Source organism: Peptococcaceae bacterium 1198_IL3148 (assembly GCA_036763105.1).
In the GTDB taxonomy this organism is placed as follows: domain Bacteria; phylum Bacillota; class Desulfotomaculia; order Desulfotomaculales; family Desulfohalotomaculaceae; genus JBAIYS01.
On sequence record JBAIYS010000035.1, the window covers coordinates 1 to 922 of the forward strand.

The 922-nt window shown below is 34.7% G+C and carries 1 protein-coding gene; it reads left to right on the plus strand.

Annotated elements, in window-relative coordinates; all coding sequences use genetic code 11:
• Positions 1-701: IS21-like element helper ATPase IstB (gene istB / locus V6C27_14750; protein ID MEG6617651.1), on the plus strand; the 701-nt coding region annotated here is incomplete at its 5' end.
• Positions 702-922 lie beyond the last annotated feature (221 nt).

The window sequence follows — 922 nt, forward strand, 5'->3', positions numbered from 1 at the left end:
CCTATGCCAAGCGTTTAAAATTAAGTTGGATACCGCTAAATTACCATGAAGTAAAGGCTGATACTTACGAGGAATACCTTGTAAAACTGTTCGAATATGAGGTAAAGCAACGGGATGAAAGAAGAATCAGTAACCTAATTAAGCAAGCAACTTTGCCTAAGCCAAAAGCAACATTGCCATTTCAATGGGATGATATTCAGTTGCCAAATGGCCTAAGCACCTCATATTTACTTAATAGTGAGTTTATTGATAAACAAGAGAACCTAATCTTTTATGGTGGAGTTGGAACAGGAAAAACTTATTTATCCACAATTATTGGCTTAAATGCTGCCAAAAACGGCAAACGAGTTAAATTCTATACAGTGGCTCAGTTAGTTAACAAACTAATGGCTGCAAATGATAGTGGTCAGCTAGACCGGTATTTTAAACAGATTGAAAAGCTGGATTTATTAATTTTAGACGAGTTGGGCTACATTCCATTGCATAAAGCAGGGGCAGAATTACTCTTTCAAGTGATTTCATTGTGCTATGAAAGTAAAAGTTTAATTATCACAACTAATTTATCATTTTCTCAATGGAACCATATTTTTGTAGACCAGATTTTAACTGAGGCTGTAATTGACCGGCTAATTCATCATTCACAGTTGCTGATATTTAACGGGGAAAGTTTCAGATACAAAGAATCATTACTCAATAATTAGAATTTGGGATGTTGGCAAGTAGTGCATTTTTAATTGCCATTACATACATTTTCTACTTACCAAATACAAGTAGCGATACTAAAATTGTTTTTATGTAAGCGCTTAATATTCCGGCGCATTGACAAAATCAAAACCCGGGCACTGCTTATCTAAGCTGCACCCGGGTTTAGTATAATTATATTAGTTTTTTGTGTTACGGCAATAATCTGGTATTTTTTCTG